This is a genomic window from Microbacterium sp. C23T (genome assembly GCF_053345975.1).
The window spans coordinates 157,339-164,655 of sequence record NZ_JBKFBD010000006.1 but is presented as its reverse complement, the minus strand read 5'-3'; the positions used below and the strand labels follow the sequence as shown (position 1 = coordinate 164,655).

The 7,317-nt window shown below is 72.0% G+C and carries 7 protein-coding genes; 4 read left to right on the top strand and 3 right to left on the bottom strand.

Annotation, left to right across the window (positions count from 1 at the left end):
• Positions 1 to 458: 458 nt before the first annotated feature.
• Positions 459 to 1,208, bottom strand: a complete 750-nt coding sequence (locus ACLBXX_RS05490) for a response regulator (RefSeq protein ID WP_447657187.1) — start codon at positions 1,206 to 1,208, stop codon at positions 459 to 461.
• Complete coding sequence (locus ACLBXX_RS05485; RefSeq protein ID WP_447657185.1) at positions 1,205 to 2,488, bottom strand: sensor histidine kinase; 1,284 nt, start codon at positions 2,486 to 2,488, stop codon at positions 1,205 to 1,207. The genes ACLBXX_RS05490 and ACLBXX_RS05485 overlap by 4 nt, the downstream gene beginning before the upstream one ends.
• Before the next feature lie 122 nt (positions 2,489 to 2,610).
• Between ACLBXX_RS05485 and ACLBXX_RS05480 the strand changes: the two genes are divergently transcribed.
• From ACLBXX_RS05480 to ACLBXX_RS05465, 4 genes are all read left to right on the top strand, one after another.
• Positions 2,611 to 3,468 carry an oxygenase MpaB family protein gene (locus ACLBXX_RS05480; protein ID WP_447657184.1) on the top strand — a complete coding sequence of 286 codons (858 nt, stop codon included), beginning with the start codon at positions 2,611 to 2,613 and terminating at the stop codon, positions 3,466 to 3,468.
• A 103-nt stretch (positions 3,469 to 3,571) separates the two neighbouring features.
• Entirely contained in the window at positions 3,572 to 4,009 is a 438-nt protein-coding gene (locus ACLBXX_RS05475; protein WP_310286497.1) for a VOC family protein, read from the top strand.
• Entirely contained in the window at positions 4,010 to 4,729 is a 720-nt protein-coding gene (locus ACLBXX_RS05470) for a winged helix-turn-helix transcriptional regulator (protein WP_447657182.1), read from the top strand. It begins immediately after the preceding gene.
• A gap of 28 nt (positions 4,730 to 4,757) precedes the next feature.
• Positions 4,758 to 5,375, top strand: a complete 618-nt coding sequence (locus ACLBXX_RS05465) for a dihydrofolate reductase family protein (protein ID WP_447657181.1) — start codon at positions 4,758 to 4,760, stop codon at positions 5,373 to 5,375.
• Between the two features lie 9 nt (positions 5,376 to 5,384).
• On the opposite strand, the gene ACLBXX_RS05460 is transcribed toward ACLBXX_RS05465, so the two are convergent.
• On the bottom strand, positions 5,385 to 7,268 hold the full coding sequence (locus ACLBXX_RS05460; protein WP_447657180.1) for a sigma-70 family RNA polymerase sigma factor: 1,884 nt from the start codon (positions 7,266 to 7,268) through the stop codon (positions 5,385 to 5,387).
• Positions 7,269 to 7,317 lie beyond the last annotated feature (49 nt).

Genomic DNA, 7,317 nt, shown 5'->3' with positions numbered 1-7,317 from the left:
AGGGCTACGTCCAGACCCGCCCCTCGCGGCGCCGGTCCGGGGCATCCGTCATTCCCCGCCCTGGGCACCGCCCGCACCGCGTTTTGGCGAGTCGCCAAGAACGGCTGCTGTTCGGGTGGTTTCTGGCGAGTCGCCAAAACACGCCGGACGCTGCCATGCCCGACCGGCGTGTGCTGGCGAGTCACCAAAACCGGGCGTGTTCGGGCGAGCTCTTGGCGACTCGCCACTGACTCGGGCGTCCGCTCGCCCTCCGACAGCATGGCTTCTGGGAGTCGCGCGGACCTGTGCTCCCTTGCCCGGGCGGTCCGGAGCCGTCGCATTCCGAGTCACCATGACACGCCGCACGGTCCCGTGCGGGCACGGCGTGTTCTGGCGAGTCGCCAAGAACGGCTGCTGTTCGGGTGGCTTCTGGCGACTCGCCAAAACGCGGAAGCCGGCGAAGGCTGCAGGGGGGCAGGTCAGGCGAGGCCGTGGCGGTGGGCGTAGACGACGGCGGCGACGCGGTCGCGGGCGCCGAGCTTCTGCAGCACGTTCGAGACGTGCGTCTTCACGGTGGCCTCGCCGATGTACAGGCGCTGCGCGATCTCGGCGTTGCTCATCGCCTGTGCGACGAGTTGCAGCACCTCGGCCTCGCGGTCGGTGAGCTCGACCGCCGGCGGCGCATCGGCCCCGACCCCCGCCTCTTCCCGCGAGAGTACGGCTGGTCGCCGAGACGTAGGGAACGAGCCACCCTCTCGTCCACCAGCTGTACTCTCGCGGTCGGGGGAGGGGCTCGAGCCGGCCGAGCCGGGGGCGGAGGCGAAGCGGGCGATCACGCGGCGGGTCACCTCGGGCGCCAGCAGCGCGTCGCCGGCCGCAGCGACCCGCACGGCCGAGATGAGCTCCTCGGGGCCGGCGTTCTTCAGCAGGAACCCGCTCGCGCCTGCGGCGAGCGCGTCGAACAGGTAGTCGTCGCGGTCGAAGGTCGTCACGACCACCACGGCGGTCTGCACCGACCCGACGATGCGCCGCGTCGCCTCGAGGCCGTCCATGTCGGGCATCTGCACGTCCATGCAGATCACGTCAGGACGGAGATCGGATGCTGCCGCCACCGCCTCGACGCCGGTCGATGCCTCGCCCACCACGGTGATGTCGCCCGCGGACTCGAGGATCATGCGGAAGCCGGCCCGCATCACGGCGTGGTCGTCCACGAGGAGGACCCGGATCACGCGCCGACCGCCTCTACCGGCACGGCCAGGGGCACGCGCAGGCGCACGAGGAACCCGCCGCGGGCGCGCGGCGCGGCCTCGAGCTCGCCCCCCGAGGCGGCTGCCCGCTCGCGCATGCCGACGAGGCCGAGACCCGGCCGCATCGGCGCGGCGACGGCGCGGCCGCTGTTCACGACCTCGAGCTCGACGGCATCGGGCGCGTAGCGCAGACGGACGTCGGCGGCAGCATCCGGTCCCCCATGGCGTCGGGCGTTCGTGAGCGCCTCCTGGGCGACGCGGAAAGCGTTGACCTGCACGAGCTCCGGCAGCTCGACAGGGTCGCCGACGATCGTGAGGGTCGTGGGGAGACCGTTGTCGTTCGCGTGCGCGACGAGGTCCGTGAGGGCCGACAGGTGCACCGTCGACCCGGCCGCCTCGGCGTCGCCGCCGGAGGTGCGGAGGGTCTCGAGCAGCTGGCGCAGCTCGACGAGCGCGGAGCGGGCGGACGACTCGACTCCGAGCAGCGCGGTGCGCGCAGCATCCGGATCCCGGTCCAGCACGGCGCGGGCGGCACCGGCTTGGACGCCCATCGCCGAGACGTGGTGCGCCACGACGTCGTGCAGCTCGCGGGCGATGCGCACGCGATCGAGCGCCACGGCCTGCGCCGCGGTGACCTCACGCTCGCGCTCGAGCTCGCTGGTGCGCTCCTCGAGCACCGCGCGCGCCATCGCCGCGGCGTAGGCGCGATCGCCCATGTAGTACGCGCCGCCGAAGAAGCCGGCGTTGATGAGCAGCTGGATGAGCATCATCGCCGCGAACGGCGAGAACAGCCCCGCCCGCGACAGGCTCTCGTCGGACGGGTCGATCGCCGCCTGGAACATCGTGATGAGCAGCCACACGAACATCGCGACGATCACGCCGACGCGCACCCACATCGCGCGACGGCGGTCGTCGACCCAGGCGCCGACGGTGTACATCGCGATGAACATGGCGATGTTCGAGACGTAGAGGTCGGGGATGCGGAAAGTCACGCCCATGAAGAACACCACGGCGATCGCGATCACGACGAGCTCGGGGAACCGCCGCCGCACCGCGAGCGGCGCGGTCAGGCCGAGGCTGTAGAGCAGTGCCCACTGCATGCCGGCGTTGGCGTCGGCGCCGTAGACGCCGGCGACCGAGCCGAGCGCGGTGCTGATCACCGCGGCGACGAAGAGGGCACCCGCGAGCCAGACGTCGTTGCGCAGCTCGCCCGCGGTCGGCGCCGGGCGCCGCGCGGGGTGCGCGGAAGGCAGGTCGGACATCCCTCCACGCTACGGGGGTGCGGGTCCTGCGGCATCCCCCGCGAGACGGAGACGGATGCTGCGCCGCAGGCGCCCGCCCGGGTAAGTTAGCGAGCGTTCACCTCGCGTCGACAGGGGATCCCGTGCACGACCGCAACGCGGGGCTCGACCCCGAGACCCAGTTCGTCGAGATCTACCGCAACCTCGGCACCTACGACTTCGCGTGGGACCTGAACCAGTCGCTGAGCTTCGCGCTGTTCCGCACCTACGCGGTGCCGTCGATCGGCCGCCTGCTCGACGAGACCGGCGAGTTCGAGCGCGCGACGCAGAGGCGGTACGACGACACCTCGCTGCTGCTCGAGGTGCCGCTCCTCGAGGGGTTCGAGAGCCCTCGCGCTCGCGCGGCGATCCGGCGCATCAACCGGATGCACCGGATGTACGACATCTCGAACGACGACATGCGCTACGTGCTGTCGACGTTCGTCGTCGTGCCGGTGCGCTGGCTGCACGCGTTCGGGTGGCGTCCGCTCACGCCCGACGAGCGGCTCGCATCGGTGCGGTACTACCAGAGCCTCGGCCGGCACATGGGGATCACCGACATCCCCGAGACCTACGCGGAGTTCGCCACGTTGATGGACGACTACGAGCGCGCGCACTTCGCGTACGACGCCGCATCGGCGCGGGTGGCCGATCGCACCCTGGCGCTGCTGGTCTCGTTCTACCCGCGGCTCTTCGCTCCGGTCGTGGAGGTCTTCAGCCGGGCGCTCATGGATCCGCCGCTGCTGCGGGCGTTCGGCTACCGCGACCCGGGGCGGATCGCACGCCGCCTCTCCGCGGGCGCGCTCCGGCTGCGAGCGCGGGCGGTCGCGGTGCTGCCGAAGCGCCGCGCCCCGCTCCACGTGATCGACCTGCCCCGCATCCGCAGCTATCCGAACGGCTTCGACATCGAGCAGATGGGGACGTTCGCGCCCGGATGCCCCGTGCCGCACGCGAAGCCGTGAGGCGCAGCATCCGTTCAGGTACTTGCTATTGACAAGCAAGCTTGTTTTTTGCAACCATCGTGATGTCGGCGGTCCGGTCGACACGGTGACAAGGAGCAAGGCAATGACGCACATCTTCGTCAACATCCCGACGAACGACCTCGAGCGCTCGAAGGCGTACTACACCGCCCTCGGCTGCGCGCTGAACCCGCTCTTCACCGACGAGAACGCCGCGTGCGTCGTGTGGAGCGACCAGATCTTCTTCATGGTCCTCACGAAGGAGTACTTCGCGACGTTCACCGACAAGGAGTTCGCCGACCCTCGGACGCACGCCCAGGTGCTGCTGTCGATCAGCCGCGAGACCCGCGAGGACGTCGACCGGATCGTGGAGGCGGGCGTCGCCGCCGGCGGCACCGCACCGGGCGAGCCGCAGGACTTCGGCTTCATGTACGCGCGCGACCTCATCGACCCGGACGGCAACGGCGTCCAGTTCATGTGGATGGACCCGGAGGCGGCCGCCAAGGGTCCCGAGGCCTACATGGCGGAGCAGGCGCAGGCGTAAGTGGCGTCCCGCAGCTACGGGCAGTACTGCGGGGTCACGACGGCCGTCGAGCTGATCGGCGAGCGGTGGGCGCTGCTCATCGTCCGCGATCTGCTCGTCGGCCCCCGGCGCTACACCGACCTCAAGCAGGGGCTGCCCAAGATCCCGACCAACATCCTCTCCACGCGGCTCAAGGAACTGCAGGAGGGCGGTGTCGTGCGCCGCGTGCCGCTCCTGCACTGCGGGCTCGTGTACGAGCTGACGCCGTACGGGCGCCTGCTCGAGCCGATCGTGCTCGCCCTCGGCCGGTGGGGATTCCAGGAGATGGGCGACCCCCAGCCCGAGGACGTCGTGACGGCGGACTCGCTCACGATGGCGCTGCGAACGGCATTTCAGACGGATGCTGCGGCCACCCTGCCGCCCGCCGACTACGAGCTGCACGTGGCCGACGTCGTGCTGCGCGTGCAGGTCGACACGTCCGGGCTGCGGATCGCGCAGCTCCAGCCGGCCGGACGCCCCATCGACCCGCGGCTCGGCACGCAGGCCTCGACCTCGGGTGAGCCCGACCTCGTCTTCGCGGCGGGTCCCGGCATCCGCCGCCTCATCTCGGGCGAGCTGACCCCGGCCGCCGCGATCGACCAGGACGTGCTGGCCGTCGTCGCCGGCGACGGCACCCTGCTCGAACGCTTCGCCCAGACATTCCACATCCCCATCGACCCCGGGGTCGTGCTCGTCGCCTGAGCGCGTTCCGCCATGGAAGGAGGCGACCATGACCGGTCGCATCTACATCGACCTGTTCACCACCCTCGACGGCGTCGCGCAGGCGCCCGGCGGCCAGGAGGAGGATCCGTCGAACGGGTTCCCCTACGGCGGCTGGCAGGCGCCGTTCCCCGACGAGACCATCGGCGCCTCGATCGGGAAGGGCATCTCCGAGCTCGACGCGCTGCTGCTCGGGCGACGGACCTACGACATCTTCGCCGGCTACTGGCCGCACCAGTCCGGCAAGATCGCCGACGCCCTGAACAGCGCGCCGAAGTACGTCGCCTCGCGCGGTCTGCCCACCCTGGAGTGGGAGGGCTCGACGCAGCTCGGCATGGACCTCAACCGGGAGGTCGAGGCGCTGCGCGAGAAGCACGAGAACATCCACGTCATCGGCAGCGTCGACTTCGTGCAGACCCTGCTGAAGGAGCAGCTGTTCGACGTGCTGACGCTGTGGGTGTACCCGGTCGTGCTCGGGCAGGGCAAGAAGGTGTTCCCCGACGGCGCGCATCCCGCGAACGTCAGGCTGCTCGAGCCGGCGGTGACCGGCCCGCTCGGCGTGCTGCAGCTGCGGTACGGGCCGGCGCCAGGCGAGCCGCAGACCGGCGAGATGGGTCCCGAGGACTGAGGAGCCAGGTCAGCGGGTCGCGCGGATCGTGACCGCCGCGAGGCGGCCCTCGCGGCCCGAGGCCGGGTCGACGTACCGGAGGCCGATCACGTGCTCGCCGGGCGCCAGGTCGTGCACGACGCGGAGGAGCGGCGTGCCCGTGAGCATGTGGAGGTTGCCCGTCCAGACGCCGTCGACCGCGACCTCGACGGTCTGGCCGCGCCGCCCGTCGAGCAGGAGGTGGAGGTCGTCGGCGCGACCGTCGAAGTCCGCGTCCTGCAGCGGCGCGACGAGGGAGCCGTTCGAGGCGGTCACGGTGGGCACCGGGAGGGTGAACGGGCCGATCGCGGTGCTCGGGGCCGACGCCTCGGCGCCTGGCGCCGTCTGGACCGCGCGCACCGTCAGACCGACGCGCAGCAGGTCGCCGGGGATCACCGCGGAGAACCGCCCGTCGGCGGCGACGGCGGTCGTCGTGAGGGTCGCGCCCGTCTCGTCGATCAGCGCGACGGAGGAACCCGGCGTGCCGGTGCCGGTGATCGCCGACGGAACCGGCGCATCGAGGTCGCGAGCCGCGTCGAGCGCGGGTGACGCGCTGACGACGGGCTCCGGGTCAGGGGTCGGGGTCGGGGTCGGCGTCGGGTTCGGGTTCGGGTTCGGGTTCGGATCAGGCGACGGGCTCGTCGCCACCGGCGCGGTCGGCTGCGGCGCCGGTGCGGGCTCCGCTCGCGGCGCGGGTGCGGGTGCAGGCTCCGGAATCGTCTCGAACGCATCGACCTCCGGTACGACCGCGGCTTCGACCGGTTCGGCCTCGACGGCCTCGGGCGCGGTCACCGGGTCGGCGGCAGCATCCGTCTTCCCGTCCGCCTCGACGGCCGACGCGGGTTCCTGCGCCGGCGCGCCCCACGACGGCGCGAGTGCGATCGCGACCGCCGCGGCGGCGGCCACGGCCACCGCGCCCACGCCGATCGCGATCCCCGTGAGGGGGAGGGCGGCAGTGCCGGCGCCCCCCGCGCCGGCACCCCCGCCAGAGGCGCCCCAGACGCCTGTTTCCCCAGAGCCGGACGCCCCGCCACCCCCGGTGGACGTTCCGGCGATCACCGCTGCCACGGCCGGAGTGGCATCGGCGGTATAGGCGAGGGCCCCAGCCCCGCCGAGGACGAGAGGCAGCAGCACCATGCGGAGCTTCTGCGAGACATGTTCGATGTCGGCCGCGACGATGCGGCAGGCCCGGCAGGTGCGCAGGTGCGCGTCCAGGCGCCGGCGGTCATGGCGCGTGACGGGCTTGCGCTCGCTCGCGACGAGAAGTTCGCACACCCAGCGGCATTCCGCAGGCCGTGCGGGGTCGCTGATGTGAGCCTGCAGCCACGCCTGCTTGAAGCCTTCCCGCGCACGGTACGCGAGGGCCGACACCGCGTTGGCGCTCATGCCGAGGAGCGGCGCGACCTCGCGTGGCTTCATCCCCTCGACCTCGAGGTACCAGAGGATCGTGCGCCACTGGGCGGGCAGCTCGCGGAACGCCTGCGCGAGCACGGAGCGATCGGCGACGACCTCGGCGAACTCCGCCGCCGAGTCCGCGGACCGCTCGTCGAGATCGTCCAGCGGCGTCTCGGCGGTGCGGCGCCCCCACGACGCGGCGACGTTGCGGATGGTGGCGAACAGGTACGGCCGGAAGCCGTCCTGCGGCCCTCCGCCCTTGCGGATCGTGGAGAGGATCGAGGTGAACGCCTCCGACACCAGATCGTCGGGGTCGAGGTGCGGGCTCACCGCCCGCGCCGCGCTGCGCGCACTCGGGACGTGACGCTCCCAGAGCACGGCATAGGCCGCATCGTCGCCGGAGCGCGCCGCCGCGACGAGATCCTCGTCGGAGCGCTCGGCGAGCGGGCCGTCGACGACGGCGCTCTGGTGGGTCGACACTTCTCTCCTCGCCGGGGGCTTCGGATGTCAGCCGGCCGCGGTGCGGTGA